Here is a 19,939-nt window from a genome sequence, read left to right as displayed (position 1 = left end):
CACACTTTTGTTGGAATTTAAAATACACTGTATATAATTACAGTTAGTTTGTTTCATAATCAATGCCTGGATACCAAGGAACTGGCCTTAGTTAGAAAAAAAGGTGGCCATCGGGACTGGTTTCCGTTAGGATCTTCGGATCAAAAAGTGATGAAAAAGTCGATATGAAAAAGAAACCACTGAAGCAGTACAAGGTATCCTCGTTTTTCGCAGGGATTGGTGGATTCGATCTTGGTCTTGAGAAAGCAGGGATGGAAGTTGTTTTCCAATGCGAAATCAATAAGTTTTGCCAGAAAGTACTTAGAAAGAATTGGTCAAATGTACCATTACATACTGATATTACACAACTGAATGCTGATGAGATTCCAGAAAGCAGTGTTTGGTGTGGTGGTTTTCCTTGCCAGGATGTGTCGTCAGCTAACCAAGGAAAACGGAAAGGTCTAGAGGGAGCCCGAAGCGGCTTATTTTATACATATGCAAAACTCATCGAAGAAAGAAAACCTGAATGGCTTGTTATTGAAAATGTTCCCGGACTGCTCAACAGCCACAATGGACAAGACTTCAAAGTTGTCATCGATACGTTGGTCGAACTCGGGTATGGCGTTTCGTGGAGAGTATTGGATGCAAAATACTTTGGAACACCCCAGCGTAGAAGAAGAGTGTACATTGTCGCAAGTCTTGGAGACATGCGCTCCGCTCGAGTCCTTTTTGAACCCGGAGCAACTAGAATCGTTGATAAACAGGGCCAAGGAGAGAGGGCAAATGCTTCCGGAACCTCTGATACAGGCCTATCAAAAGCAGATATCTATTCTATCCAGCATGCAAGTATTGGACGAAAAGCAACCGCAGGACCTCAAGCAAAAGGATACAGGAACGACGGAGAAACCTACACCCTTGACTCAAGAGGAAGTTCAGATGCTGTATGTGCGCCGGATGCTGCCTTCCGAGTACGAGCGTCTGCAGGGATTTCCAGAGAACTGGACTCTAATCGATTCAGAGCAGTAGGGAACGCTGTCGCGGTCCCTATTGTTGAATGGATAGGAAAAAGAATTGTCCTTGTAGATCAGCAGATGCTCAACGAGGCATTATCGTAACAGTACTATTATCTAAACGTAAAAATGATCCTTCAAATAGTTCAGGGCGTGGTGCGCCCTGATCTGTTAGAAATCTTACAAATGTTGAATAGTTGGTGAATAATGTTTTTGAGTCATCAATGATCAACGGAATCGGACCTGGATGTGGTTCATCCGATGTATCTTCCTTGAAAGCTAAAATACATAATGTCCAGTTATGGGCTTTCAGATCCCTGAGATTTGCATTCCTAAAACGTCTGTGTAAATAGTCATAGAGTAAGCTACCTACAGCAAAAACGATTTTCCCACCAGTTTGATCAACAACATTCCCTTTCACAAGAAATTGTTCTTGTTGTCGTCTCCATGCGTTGGTTTCGATAGTATTTGCTGCTACTGGTCTTCTTAGAATTTCATTTGTTGGAAATTCGAGATCAGCCCAAGCGGCAATATGGCGAGTAATGGCACCTGTGCTACTCGTTTCTCCGCCTCCTTGCATTTCTAGGAGTACTTCGTCAACTCTTCCTCGACCGGAAAAGTTCCTCATCACGTAGTCTGCGTGGTAGCTATTATCTGAATCTGGTAAAGGAATGTTGACTTCTCTTTTTACGCCAATCTCTGAATCTTGCAGTTCAGGATCCTGATAAATCAGTTTTGCTACTTTCCGCAAAATGTCTCTCTGATGTTCAACTAAGACATTGTCAACTTGTTGTGTACGCTCGCCTGATATGATTGTTTTTTTTTGGCGGGTAGAACAAAGTCTATGTTCACAAACGATCCAAATTGTGCCGTCTGGTTTACGGACAGAGCAAACAGGATGATTATTTTTACTTACTTTGTCACAGGTACGATCCATAAAAGGGCATTGCGCCAGCGTACCTTTTGAAACTGGGACAATCTGGTGTTCCACGTCTGTTCTTTGGCCTAAATATTCCGCGATACTCACTGCCATTGCTCATTCCTCACTCAGGAGCGGTTTGCTATATGATCTCAGCGAGTAGCAATTTATGTCAATGAATTCATGATGTTTTTGTATCATGGATGTCAGTTTTCATTGAAATTCAATGAGGTTTTGATTCGACGGCGCTCATCTCATGATTGTACTCAACATTTTCAATGTGGTAGTGAAGCACATATGTTACGTAAGGCGTGTTAGGGGGGATGGATTCCGTCACACGATGAGTATCATTTTGCATGAGCAGGGATTTAAATCGGTTTGGATCGAGCTACAACTGGCTCACATCGATAAGAACTCAATTCGTGGAACGTATGACAATGCTCAATATCTTGAGGGGAGGAGGGAGATGATGCAGTGGTATGTGGGATTATATTGGTAATATTAGAAGGTTTAGATATTACAAATGTGTCATAGATGACCTTTCAAACTGAAAATATAGTTTTTGAGTGTCTCTGGATTGAATGTACAATTGGTGGTGAATGTTTTAATAAATCAACAAGATTGGGGTTATTTAAAATAAGTTAAAGCCTGATTTTGCAGGCTTTAACTATCAAAAATTACAATGAATACTGTGTTCTTATATATCTAACGGCCATTTTATTTTTTTATAAAGACTTGTCATTTTCTCTCCGAATTCAGGTTCAATACTTTTTGCATAATTGATTAATCCTTTGAGATGGTTTCTAAAACCAATAACAGAAGAAAACCCTTTTCTTTTTGCATGATTAATCGGTCCTACATCAGAATGCAAACAAAAATGAATGTGTTGTTTAATTTTGTACTTTACATTTTTATCTAAACTCACATTTTTTTTATCAACATTTAAGCCTAAAACAACCTTTTTGGAACCAGGGGGGATGATTTCTGTTTTTGTTTTGTTTGGTTCAAAACCATAGCTTTTTAAAATTGAAAAAACCTTGCTTATAAAGAGTGTGGCACTTTTTCTATTAAAGTTAATGGAGTTTGTCGAAAATGTGAGGTCATCAGAATATCTGGTATACCTTAGCCCATTTTCAACTGCTAATTCTTCTAAAGTTTCATCTAATTTGAAACATACAATGTTTGATAGCATTGGGCTGCTGGGAGCTCCTTGAGGAAGGCTACCCATTTCTGAAATGTTGGAACGATGATAAATTTTATAGTTGTGCCGATGGTCAATTTTCCATCTTGAATCAATTTCGTGAGGATTTCTAAGACTAAGCCAAGTGCAAATTCTGGTCATTTCAAACGAAATAAGCGCCGGGAATCCATTCGCCCTAAACGCACGATAAACAGAAATTTCAGATATAGAGTCAAAAAAATTAATTATATCTAACTTCAATAACCATTTGCTTTCAACGTGAACACTTGCAGCATCCGCAATCGATGAGTCAGGAATATATGCAAAGCATGCTGGATGTACCTGAAATTCCTGGAGGACTTCTTTATGCAGAAATCTTTGAACTTTGCATAATTGTGGATTAGGAATGCATATTTTTCTTCTACGATTCCTTCCTTTTTTTCTAATATAGAAAAAACGATAAGGATGTATATACTCTCTACTAACTATCTCTCTTAAGAATGAGTATTCGACACCAGCTAAGAAAGATAAATTTCTAAGGGTAAAAATAGGTAAAATATATTTACCATGCTGAATTATATTCTTTGCATGTTTTATAGCATGTTCAATAGTATTCTGATCGATACCTTGATTTTTCGCGCCTGCCTGGAAGCGTTGAGGGGACCACCGGTGTCTCATTTACTTTGGCCCCGAAGGGGTGAGGGGGATCGGCGCAATAGATAAGTCTGCGTTTCACCCGACATCGTCGGTATTGCGTCGATCCCGCTTACACTAATGCGAGAGCTATTCCATGAGCACGTAAAGTATACGGCCCCCAGTTTACACTTTGTAGTTACTGGACAAGTGAATGGTGTCACTTGTGAAGACGCTAAATAAAACATTATGATGGTCCTCTCAACGTCTTAGGATAGTAATATATTTTTTCTGAAGCTGGAAGTGTTTTTTCACTAAACAGTTTTTTATTCTCTTTTCTTAGATAAGACAATAAAAAACGCCCTTCATCTGTGATTCTACGTTTTGAATCGACCCATTCTAAATATATTAATTTCGTAAGCATTGTGCAAACCTCATTAGAAGATAGACCACTCCGGCTAGCTATAGCACTATTACTTCGTGGTGACTTGTTCAAAGCAGCTAGTAATAGAATGGTTTTTTTTGCTTCCCCATCAAGTGTTGCTAATTTTTTGGAAGCAGAAAGCCTCTTTTCTCCCATCACCCTCAAATATTCTTTTTCATTAATATTGGATATACTACTAGGAAGTTCCGCAATGACATCATTTGTCGCTCGCCCACGAAAAAATGGCTTCCATGTAGCTGATCTTTTATATAATATTAGCGGAGCATTATTAGGTAATCCATGAGAATAGCATATCAAAGAAGATACACCACCATATCCTAAAAAACTGGTTGTTTTTGTTTGTTTATTTAGAGGGTTATATTTGTTGCAAATTTCATATATTTTTTGCCTCTCTTGATAGGTGAAGCTATTGTCTATTGTAGGACATATTCTTGAGTAGAAAACTGAAGGTTTCGTTTTGTTAAGTTCCACACGACTCAGACCGAACTCTGTAGCAGCAAAGCAGACAACATAAACATTGAGATGTCCTGATGACAGCCAACTTTTTATAGATGGAGTGTTCCAAAAACAGTTTAAATATTTATTTAATTGATTTCCGCTTCCGATTGTATCAGTTAGTATAACAACTTTATTTATTCTTTTACTACGCATGATTTCTGCTGATGGATAATTATAGTATTTTCGGCTGTCTAATCTTTGGAAACGAGTGATGATATTATTTAATATCCCTTCACTACCAATTTCTATTCTTTTATCAATGGCAGATAATATAGGAGGGAAAGCATTGCCAAAAGCACGTTGAGGCTTCTCAGTATTAAAAGAATAGACTGTTTCATCATCTAAAACTTCTCTTTCAACAAACAGGGCTATTTTATCCTTTTCCTTATTGCATATTTCATCGACTAAGGCAGTGATCTTAACCTCAAATTCATGGCTTGAAACCCATTGAATTTTTTTCAACAATAAACTGGCATAGGGTTGATCTTGTTCATCAAACTGTTCTAGCCAAAGTTGTGCTCTTTCTGACTTCTCTAATGAAATTTCTCTATCCTTCATTGATCAAGCCCTGTTTGACGGTTAGTAAGTACATCCATTCTAAACTTATAAACCAATAACATTGTAATATAAAAATAAAAATTATGATTTTTTTGTGGGATTCTATGAACCAATTCCCATAATTTTTAAGCTCATAAAGGTTGTTGTTACTGGCTTGCTAACAGACGCTTCTTTGCTGACCAGCTTCGATCACATCATTTTTAATACAGTGCCAACGGGCCACACGATTCGCCTTCTCCAGCTTCCCAGTGCATGGAGTAGCTTTATTGAGAATAACCCGGATGGTGTTTCCTGTCTTGGCCCAATGGTCGGGCTGGAAAAGCAGCGTGAGCAGTATGCTCATGCGGTAGAGGCGTTACGTGAAGACGCGTTCTCTTCGTATGCATGGCGTAGAGCGCTCTTATCTTTACCAAAGCATCAGCAAGCTTGGCTAAGTTATTGCTATGGATTTGATGTAGATTATTAGCACCAAGTCCGTATTTGCGAATATGTCTGGAATAGCTTCCAAGATTTTCATGTAAAAACCTTCATTCATGAGTTATTAAATACATGGTTCGCTTGGTGTGGATTTCTGTTCAGGATGAGGCGGCAAAACGCAGTAATGAACTTTATAAGGAATATGCCGGGGCAGAACTTGCGTGAATGATTTCAATATCTCGTCAGTCGTGGAGCAAGTCGCGCTCATCTCGTTGGGGTTTGCTTAAGCTTGTTGTAGGACGACTAGACTAATCCGCTTTATCGGCTGCTTGGCTGAAGTCTTCAGAATCAATTGAAAAAATAGATAACGAATGCGAAAGATTGACATAATAGGCGTAATTTTATCTAATTTTGATATATTTCTTAAGTTACATAAACCCGCCATTGAGCGGGTTTTTAATTATTATTAACCTTAGTTTAATGAACGTGTTCAATTAGAATTGGGTTTAAGTCGTTATGGCGCCCTTGCTCTATAAGATTACCAAGGTTTCTCATGAGATTTTGGTCATTATTCACTATTTGGATCACCGTATTTGAGAGGTTAAATGTACGGTGGATTGGGCATGTGAAATTCTTTGTGCCACCGAATATTGGCTCAAGGGTCAGAACCTGCCCGCACGCTGGGCAATGAGTAATAATTAATGTGTTGTTTGTTGACCGATTAGTCATGGTGCCTCCTGGAAATTGAAGGGTGATCATTCCATATCGCCAAGTTGATGTTTATGCTGTGAATGCTAGTTTTGATATTCACGTCATGAATATAACTCGCCATACTGTGAATTAGAGGACACATCACTCGCATTCGATTAACCAGCGGGTGGTTTGTAGGGTAATGTGCCCTCTGCCTTGCACTTGTGCTAAAATCCTCCCTACTTACAAAGGAGGTTTTATGGCTTGGTTAGGTATTCCATTTCCTGCGGGTGCTGTAGAGTCGCTAATTATAAATAAATTACCAACTATCACACTGGATACACCTTTCGCTTGGGACACGGTTTTAGGTTCTTTCATAGCTGGTGCGATTCCTGCAATCATTGCATGGCTTGCGATAAAAAATAATTTCAAGTTGTCTGATAGACAAGCGAAACGCACTGAAAAATTAAATCTTGAAGAAAAGCTCCGAATTGCCTCATTAGACTATCTTTGTTCCATTGAGTCGGTAGTGTTCAATATGACTAAGTATTTAGCGAGAGATTACAAAACACATGATCATGCATTGGGTTATCCTGAATATTTTCAAGCAGCTTTGGATTTAGCGCAAAAAAACGAGCGCTACTTATTGTTGCTGGTTAAGCCAGACGAAAGGTCAAATGAATTTTTAGAGGCGATTATTAGAGTTAATAAATCGGTTCAGCCATTTGTAACTCTTTCTCAAGTTAGCGATGAATGTCCAAAGATATTAAAGAAAGCTGCGGATAATTTTATTTTCTGCTTTCATAAATATATACAGATGCACGAACACTAAGCTAGCTCATTGAAAACTAGGAAACCGCTGCTTGGCGGTTTTTTTTATGTCTACAATTCAGGGGGGAACATACAGAACTACACCCCGCCAGTGGGCTAGGGTCCGGTACTTCACTTTTACATGAGAACAGAATGGCGATTCAGGGTGCATTAACGGCGTTCTTTATCGCTCTGCTTTTCTCTTTGTGGGATGGGGTACTGGGGCCAGTAATTGGTTTGGTTATGTTGCTGTTGTGTGTGACGTTCTACACGAGATTAAGGATGGTTGTCATGGCAAGGAGTGATTAATACTCCGATATATGCCTTCACTTACTTGATATGTTTTTTTGTGATTGAAGTAGCCAAATTCCCTGAATGCAGTAAAATGCTGTGCGCTATAATTTAACGACGAAGGGGGAGGGAGAAGTCATGAAAGATCAAGATGTTAGAACTGCGGTGCATCATAAGCTTTTGAAAGAATCGCATTTAGATCCTGATTGTCTTGTAATCGATGAATTTTCCATCTCCCTTGGTGCCAGTAGAGCAGACATAGCTGTAGTTAACGGAGTTCTTCACGGCTACGAACTAAAAAGTGAGCATGATTCCCTGGAAAGGTTGCCGTTACAAATCAAGCATTATTCTGCCGTTATGGATAAGGTTACGCTCGTTGTCGCAGATAAGCATCTCGACGGAGCGCTTCAACTAATTCCTAACTGGTGGGGGGTTAAGACCGTATCGGTAGGGCCAAAAGGGGCAATTCGTATCAAACACATGCGTGGTGAAAAGCTCAATAGAAATTATGACTCTTTGATGCTTGCTCAGTTGCTATGGAAAAACGAATGCATTGATATTCTAGAACGTTGGGGCTGCTCTAAAGGTTACAAAAGCAAACCCCGATTTGAATTATGGAATGTCGTTGCCAATCATATCCCGGTTAAAGATCTACGACTTGAAGTCAGAACTGCATTAAAAAAACGGATCGATTGGAAACTTAGGGCCTAGCCGGTAAAGTTTGTGATAACAGAGTTAACTGCCTAACTACTAGTGTGAGATGGTGTGTATGGGCTACCTTGCGCCATTCTTTAGAGCCACCTGATTTATTGGTGCCGTTAGCCCTATTATAAATGTACTGATCCCCCCAACTAAAGTTTGGACCATATGCCTGATATAGAGCTGAATTGACGAGAGTAGTACATAGAGTTTTCGTTTGACCCCATCCATTCCCCTTAACGGCAGTGCCCTTTACAAAAATCCATGAATTGTCATTCGAATATCTCACCGCAACATACTGAGACATGAATCGTGGGTCCACGCTCGTAATGGTGGCACTTGCAGTTGGATAATCACTGAAACATGGTGTCCTGCCATTGCCTAAATTCTGTACTACATATAACCAAAGAGCATACTCATGTCGTGGAATAGGATGAATTACATGCTGTGGAATTCCCGTTTGCGAGCTTGGATAAGAGGTTGAAGATAAAATCACCGTTCTCCAGGGGGCTTGTCCTGAAAGCGAGTTGATCGTGGCTAATGCCTGTTGTTTTAAGTTATCGTTGGCGTTTTGGATATCGCCATAATCAATGATGATATCAATCAAACTTGGTTGAAGATTTAACAGATTCAACAGTTGTGGAAACGCGTGCCACGTCGTTGGACTAAGTGAAATGGCTACGCCATTAGATACGTTTCTCTGAACAGCATGTATGTAGTTTGCCGAGGATGTTGGGGAAACGACAGGGACAATCTCCTTTCCATGAGATCTGGCATCATTAATGCACATATCTAAGGGATGAGAACGACTCGAACCATGTTTATCTAAATACTTTAAATCTAACAATACTGGACGATTCGGTGTCCAGGACGTTGCAAGATTAGTACCGAAGTCAGATAAATAGCCGCTCAACGATTTTTTATAACAGTCATTTTCGTAGTCCCAGTCAATATCAAGAATGGTAATGATGGGAGTAATTCCTGAGATTGTTGTCTGATTTAGCTGCATCAGAGACTCATACTCAGCAGGTTTCCATCGTAGCTGTGGATAGTAATGGTGAGAACTCATTAAAATTCCTTAATTTTTATATCAAATTATGAGACACGTGCAAGGGTTTTATACCTCTGAATTTAAAAGAAATAATTGAGCTAAATCTAAAAACTAAAAATCCAACATTAAAGAAATGAAGTGTCATTTCAGATTTGTATGGTTATGTACCGCAGGTTCGACAGCGTCACCCATGTAAACCAGCAACTGGAGCAGCGGATGGCTGAAGTTGCTGATAAACGGGAGCTTCGCCAGTTCAGACAAACACCAGAGCAGCGCTTCGCGCTGGAACAGGAGTATCTGCAGCCGTTGCCGGATACGGACTTCGATACCAGCTACTTCGACATCCGCCATGTGTCCTGGGACAGCTATATCGAAGTTGGCGGCAATCGTTACAGCTTTCCCGAAACGCTGTGTGGTCAGCCGGTCTCGATACGAATATCGCTGGATTATGAGTTGCGGATCTACAGTAATGAGCAACTGGTGGCATCACACCGTCTCTGTTCAGCATCGTCCGGCTGGCAGGCAGTGCCGGAACATCATGCCCCGCTCTGGAAGCCGGTCAGCATGGTGGAGCATCGGCCTCTGAGTGCGTATGAGGAGTTAATGTGATGCCTGAACTTGAAGTACTGCTGAGTCGCCTGAAAATGGAGCACCTGGGTTATCACGTTGAAAGCCTGCTGGAGCAGGCGGCTAAAAAAGAGCTGAACTACCGGGAGTTCCTGTGCATGGCGCTGCAGCAGGAATGGAACGGCAGGCATCAGCGTGGCATGGAGTCCCGGCTGAAGCAGGCTCGTCTGCCGTGGGCCAAAACGCTGAAGCAGTTCGACTTTACCTTCTAGCCGGGCATCGATCGTAAAGTTGTCCAGGAGCTGACCGGTCTGGCGTTCGTGGAGCGTAGCGAAAACGTGATCCTGCTGGGACCTCCAGGTGTCGAAAAAACCCGTCTGGTCGTTGCTCTCGGAGTGAAAGCGGCGGATGCAGGGCATCGGGTACTGATCCTGGATGAAATAGGCTATCTGCCAATGACCAGATAGGAAGCCAGCCTGTTCTTCCGGCTACTGAACCGTCGATATGAAAAAGCGAGCATCATCCTGACGTCAAACAAAGGCTTCGCAGACTGGGGAGAGATGTTCGGAGATAACGTACTGGCAACGGCGATCCTGGATCGGCTTCTGCATCACTCAACCACGCTGAATATCAAAGGAGAAAGTTACCGGTTAAAGGAGAAACGCAAAGCTGGTGTGCTGACCAAAAACGCAACGCCAATCAGTAAAGATGAAATGGTGAAAAGCGGACAGCATCAGTAACGAAAGTATCTTAGCGGGCATGAAAATGGCAAATAATGGTCAAAGATCGTGGCGTTGACAATAAAGAGGGCATTATTGAGATCACGCTGAGAGTAGGGGGAGGAACTCTGCTTTTTTCCTAGGAGTAAAACGGTTAGACACAGATCGGAACTGATATTAGTGGCCGGTAAATAGCAGATATTCATCCATCATTTGCGTGAGGGATATGTTTTCCTCCTGCCGTCCAACCAGCCACAAGCCTAGATCTTCAGGTGCCTTACGTTTCAGGTTATCCAACCAGTCTTCCAGCGTCGCACCCATCATCAAATCGTACCAACATAGCCAGACCAGTTTGTGGCGATGCTCCAGTGAACTGAATTGGTGTAACAGGCTAATCAGCCTATTTGCCAGTGGGCGTTGTTTGAGGCGGATACATTCACTCAGTAATATCCCTTCCAACATTGGGTGGTGCAGTAAAGTTTTTTGCCTTGTCTCAAGGCTGATTTGCATATCAGTCAATACCGACACTGGCTCTGGATGCTGACTTCCGTAAATCAGTCGGTAAAGGCACTGTGGTACCACTGCAGTCATCTGCCCTACGCCGGGAAAGTACAGACTGCCCACCATCAGATGGTGGCTGGCCTGAATATTGGGATGACACATGCCATTTATGATGGCCAGTTTTGTGAACCCGTTTAGCCAGCGTTGATAGCTGACTAGCAAACTGTTATATCGCGTCTTTGTCTCTTTCATGGTGAATTATCCCTGAATACTGAATGACAGGCAGCCGCAAACCTCCGCTAGGAGAGGATAAAGAGTTTGCCTGTCAGGAAAGTGATATGTAAGGAGAGGTATTTAGCTGCGTGATTCGTGGATTCTCGCCTGTAGCCAGGCTTCCACTTCACTCTGTAGCCATCGTGAACTTCGCCCCAGTTTGATGGGTTTTGGAAATATGCCATCTTTGATGAGTTTGTAAAACCACTTATCAGTTAGCCCGGTGAACCGGGTGATGAAAGTCATATCAACGAACTGATCTTCAAACAGGGATGGTTTACTATTCATGGTTTAATTCTCCGGTAGCTAAATGGAAACCGGAGTCGGGATTGCTGCTGCCCGCTCCGGCATAGCAACCGGTGCTGCTGTTAAAAACTAACTAAACTTTCTTGGTCGCCCCTGCCTTGCAGGCGAAGGAACCTCATTACATCCCCAAATTAGATAGCCATATTTTTGGTCTTCTTTTGTTAGATAACTGGCTATGCGTCTGAGACTGTTTATGGCTTCGTAATTGTGATATTCAACAACATTGTTAATGTTGTCCTGATGATATACCTTTGGCTTGCATCGCTGGTATTTTCCCTCGCCATAGGTAATTTGATGCCACAGTTCTCCTGCCTGTAGAATGAATGGGAATGACTTTTGATGTTCCCGGCCATTAACATAAAAAATAGCATGGGCATGAACCGCCCCTTCTAATGTCCATTCCAGTACCCAGAAACTACCGATAACGCCAGGAAGGCTGATCATTGCTTGAGTAAGCTCTCTGAGGTCATCCTGTATTTCTATCGAGGAGTTACGAATGAATCGATTCGTACCACGCTGATAATCAAAATCCATTCGAAACGCCAGTATCTTGGCGTGACATGCTAGGATCTGATTGAGATGGTGATTAATCAAATTCAGCAGGAAGTCGTTAGGGATGATTTTCTTTAGATGTGGGTAATGTTTTTGCATTGTTCTGTTCCTTTGGATGAGTTCAAAGGAACAGCCGATACTGTTTTTTTGTTCTGACCCTGAAAGGGGTACTTATAAAGTAAATTTAAATCGTTCCTGACAGATACGCCTATCCTCCGCTGGAGGATGGATTGTTGCTATAAGTTGATAACTACTGCTCTATAATACCAATTAACCTTAATTATTAATTTTATGAACTTACTCTTGGCTATTAAGGCTTTTTATCATCCTCCGTACTCTATTCTCCCTTGTATAATAAGAGGTAACCTACTGGACCATTCCGATAATAACTATACAGGTGCGTTGGTTGCGCCCACCCACTCCATTCACATAGTTATCTATGCTCCTGGGGACTCGCGGGCTGGTCATCGTCCTGTAACTCTAAATCGATTGGGTGTAGATAGCCACTGGTGTGTACAAACGATGATGCAGGGTACATGATTCATCAATTTCTTACACCGTAAGCATGTGATAGGCTTTTTTAACAGCTACGGACAAGCCTTTCCTAGATCTTTTCATTACCATTTTATTACCTATTGATTATCATTTGGTTACTGTTTTATTATCCTTTAATTACTTCAATGATGAGTGTGTAGAAGGTACGATGAAAGGACGATTTAGCTCAGATTCAGATTACGATAGTCGCTTATGCGGCTACATCAGTCAGGCGTTGAAAAGCCAGTCCATTACATTCACGAGCCATTTAATGAAATCAGGGGTGGACAATTGGATAAGGTTTCTACATAAAGAAATACCCGAAATTAATACCAACATTGATGTTGAACAAACAAAATTATTACTGGATAACATAGTTAGTTCCGCATTAGAAAATGTATATAAATTCAGTGAGTTCTCTTGGATTGAGGACAGTGACCGGGCTTGTTACTGGATGTGGTGTAACATTTACACAATGCCTGCGCTCTTTTTTTCACCACCTATTAAGAAACCAGGCGTAACTCCTTATATTTTTTTTGGCTGTGATCCCCTTCCTGGAAATAGCAGGGCACGATTCTTTAATATTGTGAATTTTTTTGATCGATGGATTAACCCTCAAGACAAACGTAGATTTTTAAATGAAATGAGAAATTCTTACAGACAGATCACTTGCAAAAAAAACGCACTATCATTTCTGTCATCCAAGAAAAAAGATGATTGTCTGTGGGCATGGCATTATCTTAATGAACGAAAAATGGTTGGTGAATACATTACACCCATAATGGATAACCCACATGAGGTTTATCTGGCAGTCAATGCAGCATTTGATATATGGTGTACTTCCAATGCTTTGCTTGATGAAACTATTATTAACTTTAGTAAAAAGATAAAAAATGCATATGCGCAGAGGAATTTCAAAGCATCTAGGAAAAACACAAAAGACAAGTCTAAAAAAACAGTGATTGCCACTTTGACGCCAGAACTACAGAAAAAACTGTCTGATTTATCACAAGCCAGTGAGATGACCCGGCAGGAAATGTTAGAGTTGTGTATTAACTCCGCATATTTAAAGCTTCCGAAGAATGCCAGAAGCATTTAAAAATATTTCAGACAGATATTATCACAATGATCATCCCCGAAAACTCGCCTGAATTATAGACATTCAGGCGAGTTTCTTTTATTTGTCTGAGGTTATTTGATGAAGATACATGAAGGTTTGCAAGATATCACGCAGTCTGTGGCTGTTCTTCCGGATGTTATTAGAAAACAAATACTTTCGAATATTAGCAGGCTTGCGGATTATGAGCCAGTGATCGGTATTATGGGTAAGACCGGAGCCGGAAAATCCAGCCTGTGTAATGCGCTTTTTGCCGGGAACGTTTCGCCGGTCAGTGATGTTGCAGCCTGTACCCGTAAACCGCTACGCTTCCGTTTTCAGGTGGGTGAGCACTTTATGACCATCGTGGATCTGCCCGGTGTCGGTGAAAGTGAAAGGCACGATGAAGAATATGCTGCGCTTTACAGCGAACAGCTTCCCCGGCTGGACCTGGTACTCTGGCTGATTAAGGCCGATGACCGGGCGCTGGCAGTGGATGAACATTTTTACCGGGAGGTGATTGGTGAGGTATACCGGCATAAGGTGTTGTTTGTTATCAGTCAGTCCGACAAGGTTGAACCCACCTGCGGTGGTGAAAAGTTGTCTACAGAGCAGAAACAAAATATCAGCCGCAAAATCTGTCTGCTACATGAGCTGTTCCAACCTGTAAACCCTGTCTGTGCGGTGTCGGTACGTTTGCAGTGGGGGCTGCGGGTGATGGCTGAACGGATGATTCGTTGCCTGCCACGGGAGGCCAGTAGTCCGGTGGCGGTACAGCTTAGTGCTCCACTTCGTACCGATGCCGTTAATAAAAAAGCACGTGACGATTTTGGTGAAACGGTCGGATCGGTACTGGACACAGTAAGTTCCATGCCCCTGATACCGGCCCCGGTTCGGACAGTTATCCAGTCTGTACGCGACATCGTCGTATCAGTCGCTCGTGCAGTCTGGAATTTCTTCTTCTGAAAATTAACCCTTCTAACCCGTAGTTTCCTGAGCCCTGCCGCCATTTTGCGGCAGGGCTTTTTTGCTTTTATTTATCCATCATGAGGAGTCTGCTTATGACCCGTCTGGCTTCGCGCTTTGGCGCAGCAAACCTTATTCGTCGTGATCGTCCGCTAACCCGTGAAGAGCTGTATCGCGTGGTACCCAGTGTGTTCAGTGAGGACAAACACGAGTCACGTAGTGAAAAATACACCTACATACCCACCATATCCCTGCTGGACAGTCTGCAGCGCGAAGGCTTTCAGCCCTTCTTTGCCTGCCAGACCCGAGTGCGTGACCCAGGGCGTCGTGAGCATACAAAGCATATGTTACGTCTGCGCCGGGAGGGGCAAATTACCGGCAAACAAGTGCCGGAAATCATTTTGCTCAACTCCCATGATGGCACCAGCTCGTATCAGATGTTGCCGGGATTATTCCGTGCGGTATGTCAAAACGGCCTCGTCTGCGGTGAGTCGTTTGGCGAGGTTCGGGTGCCGCACAAAGGGGATGTGGTGAGTCAGGTGATTGAGGGGGCTTATGAAGTACTGGGGATCTTTGACCGTGTGGAAGAAAGACGTGATGCCATGCAGTCGCTGATACTGCCCCCGCCTGCACAAAAGGCTCTGGCAGAGGCTGCACTGACGTACCGTTTCGGTGAGGACCACCAGCCGGTGACAGCACCTCAGATACTCTCCCCACGTCGTTGGCAGGATGAGAGCAATGATCTGTGGACCACATACCAGCGTATTCAGGAGAACCTGATTAAGGGCGGGCTCAGTGGACGGAGTGCGAAAGGCGGACGAACGCATACCCGTGCGGTGCACGGTATTGATGGTGATGTGAAGCTTAACCGCGCACTGTGGGTGATGGCGGAAGCGATGCTCTCCGGATTTGAGGCAAACGGATGTTAACTCCGGCAGCATGCGGACACCTCCTGTCCGTTCGTTGAACGATTTCCAGACAGTTTTTCCTCAAAAAGACGATGAAGCTGCATTCTGATTGCATTCATCCTGCAGAAAAAATACCGCTTCCGCTGTCCGTATCCTGTCCGGCCCTCTCGTTACACTAATCACTTAATTTTCAGTCCATTAACAGGGTGGAGAACGCCTCTCATGTCTCAGTCTGAGCGCCGCCATGAGCGCCTTGCGGTCCGCCTGTCGCTGATTATCAGCCGTCTTGTGGCAGGGGAAACGCTGGCCATACAGACACTGGCCGCCGAATTTGGCGTGTCAGTGCGCACATTGCGTCGGGATTTTCGCGAGCGTCTGGCCTATCTCGACCTAGAGTTCCGTAACGGGCAATGTCGTCTGCTGTCCGGCAGCCGTCAGAGGGAGCTGACGGTGCAGACCTTTGTCCGTCAGTCCGGTGTGGAGGCTCTTTTTCCGGATATTGACAACCAACTGGTCAGCTCACTATTGAGTGCCAGCGGGTCTCCCTGCCTTATCTGGCACAGCACCAACACCAGAACACAGGCACGGACTGAAGTTTTTACGCGACTTATCCGCGCCATCACTGAACAGCGTCGGGTTACGCTACTGGCAGAAGGTCATCGTTGCACAGGTCTGGCCCCCTATCGACTGGTGTGCAGCGACGGCTGCTGGTACCTGACCGGTGAACATGAAGGACATATATCGGTTTTCACACTGGGTGATATTCACACGGTGACATTCAATCCTGCGCTTTTTGTCCCTGATACACAGGTACGGAATCTGTTGTCACACCCCGATTTTCTTCGGGTTTTACCTCACTTTCAAACTTTCCATTCACTTCTCGTTGTCGGCGACGACGGTTTTTCACCCTATAAGGAGCAAAGATGAAATTACTCACTGCAACCACGCTGGCGCTTAGTCTGTGCGTCGGAACAATTTTGCCAGTAGCCGCTGAAAATGTTGTGGGTACGGTTAAGGCCTGGCAATACATGCAGGCAGACGGCTGGAAATCAGCTGATGGTCTGGACAACCATACCCTTAGCAATGCGTTGTATGGTGCCAGAGTGATCGATAATTATCCCTGGACTCAGAAATTCCTGCTACGTCAGGGATACAATGGAGGATATTTTCTGGCCGATAAAAATACTAAAACGGTACGCAAACTGGCGCTCAAAACAGCCAGTGGTTCTTCCTCCGATTTGACATCTGTCTACCAGGGCGAGGGAAAGGCATGTGGTTTCGTTCTGGTTGATACACAGGCTGCATTGCTTGACGAGGCACAGCAGCGAGCAAGTGGAACTGATGACCCGGCAGAGACTGTGCGAGTAGCCCGGATAAAATTTAAACCAAACACCCTGATGGTCGTGCCTGATAACTGCGTCAATCCCAAACAACAGGCCGCGCTGGAGGCTAAGCGTTCTCAAAAAGACAGGGAGCTGCAGCAATGGGTGGCAAAGCAGAGTATGGCTGAACTCTGCCGCCGAACCGGTAACTGTTGAGGATCTGATTACAGATGTTTTAAACCACGCCAGATGGTTTACATGCATATCTGGCGCAATCCGGTTCCCATTTATTCAGGAAGAAGATCATGCTAAAAATAATAATCGCTGTTATCCCTGCTTTCATTCTCTCACTTACTGCCTTCAGTGCCAGTGCCGCGCAGCTTCCGGAAAGTCTGATGGACAAAGACAACCCCGGCCAGGAATACTGGTGCCAGGGGAACGACATCAACACTACCATCTGCTCGTTGACCGATGTCAGCGATGACCGTAAGTTTGCCCTGATTCAGGACCTGCCTGGTCCAGCCTGTGAAGATTTAAGCTTCGGGGTTATTGACCTGGTATTTAACACTGGACTTAACATCTCTTATGACGGTGGTGACTGCAAGGGAGATGTAAAGGCCGGATTTGTGCGTGGCACAAAAGATAATGCCCTGTATGTGAAGATTGTCCGGGGCGGCAAAACTTTGCGCCTGTATAAGGTACAGACGGGGTTCTGACTGAATCCGCATAACAACGCTCTCTCAAAGCCCCTGACGCATGTGCGTCAGGGGCTTTTGCTTTTAAGGTGCACCGAATGCCTGAATCTCAATTACTGCCGTCGGGCCCTTTCACCCGACAGCAGGCCGACGCTATTACCAGCCGGTATCAAAACGTCGCTATAGAAGATGACCAGTGCAGTCACTTCCGCCTGGTTGTTCGTGACTCTGATGGTCGAATGGTCTGGCGGGCGTGGAGCTTTGAAACCGATGCCGGTGAAGGACTTAACCACTATATCCGTCAGTATGGCATCCTCAGAGCATCCTCCTGCTGATCACGCCCATTCATTATTAATGCATATCCCCCATACGCCAGCCATCGCCGCTGGCGTTTTTTATTAATGGAGACATACCCATGACAACAGCGACACAAAACAATCTCGTATCTGCTAACGAGTCCGAATTTGAACTGACCGTAACGCAGGTACCTGACGAACAGCGTATCTGCTTCTGGCCGCAGTACTTTGGCACTATCCCGCAGTGGATAACGCTGGAACCCCGTATTTTCTCCTGGATGGACCGCTTCTGTGAGGCCTACAGCGGTGGTATCTGGTCCTTTTACACCCTCAGCAATGGTGGTGCGTTTATGGCTCCTGATGCTGACAATGACGATAAATGGCGTCTGTTCAACAGCATGAACGGCAATGGTGCGCAAATGAGCGCGGAAGCCGCAGGTATCGCGGTCTGCCTGATTGAATACAGCCACCATGCCTGTCGCACCGCATGCGATGCAATGACTGCGCACTATTACCGCCTGCGGGACTATGCCCTGCAGCATCCAGAAGCCCACGCCATTCTGCGCATCATTGACTGACCGGAGGAACAACGAATGAAACAGCTTTCCTTTTTACCCGGCGAGATGACGCCACAGGACCGGCGTCTCATTCAGCGGGCGCTCAGGGTTCTGGACCGCCACCTGCATGAGCCCGGGGTGGCCTTCACCTCTACCCACGCCGTACGTGAATGGCTGCGACTGCATATGGCCGCGCTCGAGCGGGAAGAGTTCCGGGTGTTGTATCTGGACAACCAGAATCAGCTTATTGCCCATGAGACGCTCTTTAGCGGCACGATTAACCGCACCGAGGTCCATCCCCGGGAAGTGGTCAAACGTGCCCTGTATTTCAACGCGGCGGCGGTAATACTGGCGCATAACCATCCTTCCGGCGAGACGACACCCAGCCAGGCTGATAAAGCCCTTACGCAGCGTCTGGTGCAGGCGCTTCAGCTCGTTGATATCCGTGTGCCTGACCACCTTATCGTAGGTGGTACGCAGATATTGTCGTTCGCTGAACATGGTCTGCTTTGAGGTATGACATGAAAATTATCAGTAAACGCCGGGCGATGACGATTTACCGTCAGCATCCGGCCTCCCGCATTTTTCGATACTGCACCGGCAGATACCAGTGGTACGGCAGTGTCTGTCATTACACCGGTAAGGTCGTTCCTGACATTCCCGGCGTGCTGGCGGTATACGCCGAACGCCGCCAGGACCGCAACGGACCTTATACCTGCCTGATGAGTATCACCCTGAACTGACAATAAAGAGGTTATAAATGAGCAACACTACATGGGGCCTGCAGCGGGATATCACTCCGAGCCTGGGAGCACGTCTGGTGCAGGAGGGCAATCGGCTGCACTATCTGGCTGACCGGGCTAGTATCACCGGTAAGTTTAGTGACGAAGAATGTCTTAAGCTGGATGTGGTATTTCCACATTTTATCAGCCAGATAGAGTCGATGCTGACCACTGGTGAACTGAATCCCCGTCATGCCCACTGCGTCACCCTGTACCACAACAGTTTCATCTGCGAAGCCGATACTCTTGGCAGTTGCGGCTACGTACACATCGCCATTTACCCCGCTCAGCGTTAATTACATTCACGAGAGAAAACATGAAACCTCAACCTGCAACAACTTCGCGGGCGGTAAAGCCCTGTCTGTCGCCCGTGGCTGTCTGGCAAATGTTACTGACACGCCTGCTGGAACAGCACTATGGCCTGAAAATGAACGACACGCCGTTCAGTGATGAAACTGTTATTAAGGAACATATTGATGCCGGTATCACGCTGGCTGATGCCGTTAACTTTCTGGTGGATAAGTACGAGCTGGTTCGTATCGATCGCAGAGGGTTTAGCTGGCAAGAACAATCACCTTATCTTCGGGCCGTTGATATTCTGCGAGCACGACAGGCAACTGGCTTGTTACGACGAAGTCTTAATGATGCTGTATTGTGAGAGTTCCGAGCAGTCTTCCTGACTTAA

General features: G+C 44.6%; 22 protein-coding genes and 5 pseudogenes. 20 read left to right on the top strand and 7 right to left on the bottom strand.

Annotated features, from left to right (window positions below; all coding sequences use genetic code 11):
• The first annotated feature begins 164 nt into the window (after positions 1 to 164).
• On the top strand, positions 165 to 1,094 hold the full coding sequence (gene dcm, locus HV237_RS20935) for a DNA (cytosine-5-)-methyltransferase (RefSeq protein WP_181541625.1): 930 nt from the start codon (positions 165 to 167) through the stop codon (positions 1,092 to 1,094).
• Here the strand turns inward: dcm and HV237_RS20930 are convergent.
• Positions 1,075 to 2,022, bottom strand: coding sequence for a hypothetical protein (locus HV237_RS20930; RefSeq protein WP_181541623.1), 948 nt, complete (start codon positions 2,020 to 2,022; stop codon positions 1,075 to 1,077). The two genes, dcm and HV237_RS20930, sit on opposite strands and share 20 nt — an antisense overlap.
• A gap of 166 nt (positions 2,023 to 2,188) precedes the next feature.
• Here HV237_RS20930 and HV237_RS26240 point away from each other — a divergent pair.
• Positions 2,189 to 2,407 (top strand): annotated as a pseudogene (locus tag HV237_RS26240) (integrase); the annotation flags it as partial.
• Between the two features lie 198 nt (positions 2,408 to 2,605).
• Here HV237_RS26240 and HV237_RS20925 read toward each other — a convergent pair.
• A complete protein-coding gene (locus HV237_RS20925) occupies positions 2,606 to 3,766 on the bottom strand; it encodes a reverse transcriptase family protein (RefSeq protein ID WP_181541621.1) in 1,161 nt (386 codons plus the stop codon).
• 202 nt (positions 3,767 to 3,968) lie between these two features.
• Positions 3,969 to 5,222 (bottom strand): hypothetical protein, encoded by a 1,254-nt coding sequence (locus HV237_RS20920; protein WP_181541620.1) that lies wholly within the window; start codon positions 5,220 to 5,222, stop codon positions 3,969 to 3,971.
• A gap of 148 nt (positions 5,223 to 5,370) precedes the next feature.
• On the opposite strand from HV237_RS20920, the pseudogene HV237_RS26235 reads away from it, so the two are divergent.
• The 4 genes and pseudogenes from HV237_RS26235 to HV237_RS20905 all read left to right on the top strand — a co-directional run.
• Positions 5,371 to 5,580 (top strand): annotated as a pseudogene (locus HV237_RS26235) (ArsA-related P-loop ATPase); the annotation flags it as partial.
• Between the two features lie 21 nt (positions 5,581 to 5,601).
• A pseudogene (locus HV237_RS26230) lies at positions 5,602 to 5,688 on the top strand (bacteriophage antitermination protein Q); the annotation flags it as partial.
• A 900-nt stretch (positions 5,689 to 6,588) separates the two neighbouring features.
• Complete coding sequence (locus HV237_RS20910; RefSeq protein ID WP_181541616.1) at positions 6,589 to 7,161, top strand: hypothetical protein; 573 nt, start codon at positions 6,589 to 6,591, stop codon at positions 7,159 to 7,161.
• Positions 7,162 to 7,568: 407 nt separating this feature from the next.
• Positions 7,569 to 8,141, top strand: coding sequence for a sce7726 family protein (locus HV237_RS20905; protein ID WP_024523912.1), 573 nt, complete (start codon positions 7,569 to 7,571; stop codon positions 8,139 to 8,141).
• On the opposite strand, the gene HV237_RS20900 is transcribed toward HV237_RS20905, so the two are convergent.
• Complete coding sequence (locus HV237_RS20900; RefSeq protein WP_098992199.1) at positions 8,131 to 9,198, bottom strand: beta family protein; 1,068 nt, start codon at positions 9,196 to 9,198, stop codon at positions 8,131 to 8,133. The genes HV237_RS20905 and HV237_RS20900 overlap by 11 nt on opposite strands.
• A 125-nt stretch (positions 9,199 to 9,323) precedes the next feature.
• Between HV237_RS20900 and HV237_RS20895 the strand changes: the two are divergent.
• Both HV237_RS20895 and HV237_RS20890 read left to right on the top strand, forming a co-directional pair.
• A pseudogene (locus HV237_RS20895) lies at positions 9,324 to 9,789 on the top strand (IS21 family transposase); the annotation flags it as partial.
• A pseudogene (locus tag HV237_RS20890) lies at positions 9,789 to 10,487 on the top strand (ATP-binding protein). The pseudogenes HV237_RS20895 and HV237_RS20890, both read left to right, overlap by 1 nt.
• A gap of 156 nt (positions 10,488 to 10,643) precedes the next feature.
• Here the strand turns inward: HV237_RS20890 and HV237_RS20885 are convergent.
• The 3 genes from HV237_RS20885 to HV237_RS20875 all read right to left on the bottom strand — a co-directional run bounded on the left by HV237_RS20885 (position 10,644) and on the right by HV237_RS20875 (position 12,197).
• Positions 10,644 to 11,219: a hypothetical protein gene (locus HV237_RS20885; RefSeq protein WP_181541614.1), complete on the bottom strand. Its 576-nt coding sequence runs from the start codon at positions 11,217 to 11,219 to the stop codon at positions 10,644 to 10,646.
• Between the two features lie 102 nt (positions 11,220 to 11,321).
• Complete coding sequence (locus HV237_RS20880; RefSeq protein ID WP_181541612.1) at positions 11,322 to 11,528, bottom strand: AlpA family transcriptional regulator; 207 nt, start codon at positions 11,526 to 11,528, stop codon at positions 11,322 to 11,324.
• An 87-nt stretch (positions 11,529 to 11,615) separates the two neighbouring features.
• Entirely contained in the window at positions 11,616 to 12,197 is a 582-nt protein-coding gene (locus tag HV237_RS20875) for an inovirus-type Gp2 protein (protein ID WP_181541610.1), read from the bottom strand.
• A gap of 604 nt (positions 12,198 to 12,801) precedes the next feature.
• Here HV237_RS20875 and HV237_RS20870 point away from each other — a divergent pair.
• The 12 genes from HV237_RS20870 to HV237_RS20815 all read left to right on the top strand — a co-directional run bounded on the left by HV237_RS20870 (position 12,802) and on the right by HV237_RS20815 (position 19,912).
• Complete coding sequence (locus HV237_RS20870) at positions 12,802 to 13,731, top strand: hypothetical protein (RefSeq protein ID WP_181541609.1); 930 nt, start codon at positions 12,802 to 12,804, stop codon at positions 13,729 to 13,731.
• 99 nt (positions 13,732 to 13,830) lie between these two features.
• Entirely contained in the window at positions 13,831 to 14,694 is an 864-nt protein-coding gene (locus HV237_RS20865; protein ID WP_181541607.1) for a GTPase family protein, read from the top strand.
• Between the two features lie 95 nt (positions 14,695 to 14,789).
• Positions 14,790 to 15,623: a DUF932 domain-containing protein gene (locus tag HV237_RS20860; RefSeq protein ID WP_181541605.1), complete on the top strand. Its 834-nt coding sequence runs from the start codon at positions 14,790 to 14,792 to the stop codon at positions 15,621 to 15,623.
• Between the two features lie 201 nt (positions 15,624 to 15,824).
• A complete protein-coding gene (locus tag HV237_RS20855) occupies positions 15,825 to 16,529 on the top strand; it encodes a WYL domain-containing protein (RefSeq protein ID WP_181541603.1) in 705 nt (234 codons plus the stop codon).
• Entirely contained in the window at positions 16,526 to 17,140 is a 615-nt protein-coding gene (locus HV237_RS20850; protein WP_181541601.1) for a hypothetical protein, read from the top strand. The genes HV237_RS20855 and HV237_RS20850 overlap by 4 nt, the downstream gene beginning before the upstream one ends.
• An 89-nt stretch (positions 17,141 to 17,229) precedes the next feature.
• Positions 17,230 to 17,640, top strand: a complete 411-nt coding sequence (locus HV237_RS20845; RefSeq protein ID WP_181541599.1) for a hypothetical protein — start codon at positions 17,230 to 17,232, stop codon at positions 17,638 to 17,640.
• Positions 17,641 to 17,717: 77 nt separating this feature from the next.
• On the top strand, positions 17,718 to 17,954 hold the full coding sequence (locus HV237_RS20840; protein WP_181541597.1) for a DUF905 domain-containing protein: 237 nt from the start codon (positions 17,718 to 17,720) through the stop codon (positions 17,952 to 17,954).
• An 80-nt stretch (positions 17,955 to 18,034) separates the two neighbouring features.
• A complete protein-coding gene (locus tag HV237_RS20835; RefSeq protein ID WP_181541595.1) occupies positions 18,035 to 18,493 on the top strand; it encodes an antirestriction protein in 459 nt (152 codons plus the stop codon).
• A 15-nt stretch (positions 18,494 to 18,508) separates the two neighbouring features.
• On the top strand, positions 18,509 to 18,985 hold the full coding sequence (locus HV237_RS20830; RefSeq protein WP_181541593.1) for a RadC family protein: 477 nt from the start codon (positions 18,509 to 18,511) through the stop codon (positions 18,983 to 18,985).
• 8 nt (positions 18,986 to 18,993) lie between these two features.
• Positions 18,994 to 19,215: a DUF987 domain-containing protein gene (locus tag HV237_RS20825; RefSeq protein WP_098992211.1), complete on the top strand. Its 222-nt coding sequence runs from the start codon at positions 18,994 to 18,996 to the stop codon at positions 19,213 to 19,215.
• A 17-nt stretch (positions 19,216 to 19,232) separates the two neighbouring features.
• Positions 19,233 to 19,550, top strand: coding sequence for a type IV toxin-antitoxin system YeeU family antitoxin (locus HV237_RS20820; RefSeq protein WP_116326589.1), 318 nt, complete (start codon positions 19,233 to 19,235; stop codon positions 19,548 to 19,550).
• Positions 19,551 to 19,570: 20 nt separating this feature from the next.
• A complete protein-coding gene (locus tag HV237_RS20815) occupies positions 19,571 to 19,912 on the top strand; it encodes a TA system toxin CbtA family protein (RefSeq protein ID WP_098992213.1) in 342 nt (113 codons plus the stop codon).
• Positions 19,913 to 19,939: the final 27 nt, after the last annotated feature.

This window comes from Citrobacter sp. RHBSTW-00570 (assembly GCF_013739755.1).
Lineage (GTDB): Bacteria > Pseudomonadota > Gammaproteobacteria > Enterobacterales > Enterobacteriaceae > Citrobacter > Citrobacter braakii.
Note: the sequence above shows the minus strand (reverse complement) of the source record. Positions and strands in the feature narration are given on the sequence as shown.

Excerpts from the sequence above, each read along its gene's own strand:
- dcm (WP_181541625.1), top strand. The coding sequence starts at position 165 with ATGAAAAAGAAACCACTGAAGCAGTACAAGGTATCCTCGTTTTTCGCA.
- HV237_RS20930 (WP_181541623.1), bottom strand. The coding sequence starts at position 2,022 with ATGGCAGTGAGTATCGCGGAATATTTAGGCCAAAGAACAGACGTGGAA.
- HV237_RS20925 (WP_181541621.1), bottom strand. The coding sequence starts at position 3,766 with ATGAGACACCGGTGGTCCCCTCAACGCTTCCAGGCAGGCGCGAAAAAT.
- HV237_RS20920 (WP_181541620.1), bottom strand. The coding sequence starts at position 5,222 with ATGAAGGATAGAGAAATTTCATTAGAGAAGTCAGAAAGAGCACAACTT.
- HV237_RS20910 (WP_181541616.1), top strand. The coding sequence starts at position 6,589 with ATGGCTTGGTTAGGTATTCCATTTCCTGCGGGTGCTGTAGAGTCGCTA.
- HV237_RS20905 (WP_024523912.1), top strand. The coding sequence starts at position 7,569 with ATGAAAGATCAAGATGTTAGAACTGCGGTGCATCATAAGCTTTTGAAA.
- HV237_RS20900 (WP_098992199.1), bottom strand. The coding sequence starts at position 9,198 with ATGAGTTCTCACCATTACTATCCACAGCTACGATGGAAACCTGCTGAG.
- HV237_RS20885 (WP_181541614.1), bottom strand. The coding sequence starts at position 11,219 with ATGAAAGAGACAAAGACGCGATATAACAGTTTGCTAGTCAGCTATCAA.
- HV237_RS20880 (WP_181541612.1), bottom strand. The coding sequence starts at position 11,528 with ATGAATAGTAAACCATCCCTGTTTGAAGATCAGTTCGTTGATATGACT.
- HV237_RS20875 (WP_181541610.1), bottom strand. The coding sequence starts at position 12,197 with ATGCAAAAACATTACCCACATCTAAAGAAAATCATCCCTAACGACTTC.
- HV237_RS20870 (WP_181541609.1), top strand. The coding sequence starts at position 12,802 with ATGAAAGGACGATTTAGCTCAGATTCAGATTACGATAGTCGCTTATGC.
- HV237_RS20865 (WP_181541607.1), top strand. The coding sequence starts at position 13,831 with ATGAAGATACATGAAGGTTTGCAAGATATCACGCAGTCTGTGGCTGTT.
- HV237_RS20860 (WP_181541605.1), top strand. The coding sequence starts at position 14,790 with ATGACCCGTCTGGCTTCGCGCTTTGGCGCAGCAAACCTTATTCGTCGT.
- HV237_RS20855 (WP_181541603.1), top strand. The coding sequence starts at position 15,825 with ATGTCTCAGTCTGAGCGCCGCCATGAGCGCCTTGCGGTCCGCCTGTCG.
- HV237_RS20850 (WP_181541601.1), top strand. The coding sequence starts at position 16,526 with ATGAAATTACTCACTGCAACCACGCTGGCGCTTAGTCTGTGCGTCGGA.
- HV237_RS20845 (WP_181541599.1), top strand. The coding sequence starts at position 17,230 with ATGCTAAAAATAATAATCGCTGTTATCCCTGCTTTCATTCTCTCACTT.
- HV237_RS20840 (WP_181541597.1), top strand. The coding sequence starts at position 17,718 with ATGCCTGAATCTCAATTACTGCCGTCGGGCCCTTTCACCCGACAGCAG.
- HV237_RS20835 (WP_181541595.1), top strand. The coding sequence starts at position 18,035 with ATGACAACAGCGACACAAAACAATCTCGTATCTGCTAACGAGTCCGAA.
- HV237_RS20830 (WP_181541593.1), top strand. The coding sequence starts at position 18,509 with ATGAAACAGCTTTCCTTTTTACCCGGCGAGATGACGCCACAGGACCGG.
- HV237_RS20825 (WP_098992211.1), top strand. The coding sequence starts at position 18,994 with ATGAAAATTATCAGTAAACGCCGGGCGATGACGATTTACCGTCAGCAT.
- HV237_RS20820 (WP_116326589.1), top strand. The coding sequence starts at position 19,233 with ATGAGCAACACTACATGGGGCCTGCAGCGGGATATCACTCCGAGCCTG.
- HV237_RS20815 (WP_098992213.1), top strand. The coding sequence starts at position 19,571 with ATGAAACCTCAACCTGCAACAACTTCGCGGGCGGTAAAGCCCTGTCTG.